This is a genomic window from Salinimicrobium oceani, assembly GCF_012037645.1.
In genome coordinates, this window is record NZ_JAAVJR010000115.1 from 1 (window position 1) to 745 (window position 745).

General features: G+C 44.4%; 1 protein-coding gene and 1 pseudogene. Both read left to right on the top strand.

Annotated elements, in window-relative coordinates; all coding sequences use genetic code 11:
- Positions 1–356: pseudogene (locus tag HC175_RS15740) on the top strand (hypothetical protein); the annotation flags it as partial.
- Positions 326–745: AI-2E family transporter (locus tag HC175_RS15745; protein WP_168139383.1), on the top strand; the 420-nt coding region annotated here is incomplete at its 3' end. The pseudogene HC175_RS15740 and the gene HC175_RS15745, both read left to right, overlap by 31 nt.

Here is a 745-nt window from a genome sequence, read left to right on the forward strand (position 1 = left end):
AGCAGCTGTCTCAACTTAGTGATTCCCTACCCTCCACTTATCAGAATGCCAAAGATTATCTCAACCAATCCTGGCTTGGGCAGAAGGTAGTAGAGAAATTTTCTGAAGCCAGAACAGATAAAAATTTATCCGGGTTTTTCACCAGGTTTTTCAGGACCACCTTTGGAGTTCTTGGGGATATTTACGTGATCTTACTGGTGGGCGTTTATCTCACTGCCTCTCCCTATTTGTACACCAACGGAATTAAAAAGCTGGTTCCGCCAAAAGGTCGTGGAAAAGCCGATGATGTATTAAGCCATCTTGGCTCACAGGAAAGATTTTTGCTATGTTCGTTATTTTTGTGCTCACTGCCATAGGGCTAAAGATCATTGGAATGCCCATGTGGCTTGCTTTGGCGATTATCGCCGGGTTCTTGAATTTCATACCGAATTTTGGTCCCATATTAGCAATGGCCCCGGCACTCCTGGTGGCTTTATCTCAGGACCCCCAAACCGCATTTATCGTTGCAGGGATTTATATTTTTATACAACTGCTGGAAAGCAATTTAATCACTCCCAAGGTGCAGCAACACCTAATTAAAATTCCGCCGGCACTCATTATCACTTCCCAGGTGATCGTCGCTACCTTTGCAGGCCTATGGGGTATTATTTTGGCTACCCCTATAATATTAATCGTGATCCTGTTGGTGCAGGACCTATATGTGAAGCCACAGGAGGAAAAAAATAACCCAACAGTTCCGCCACAG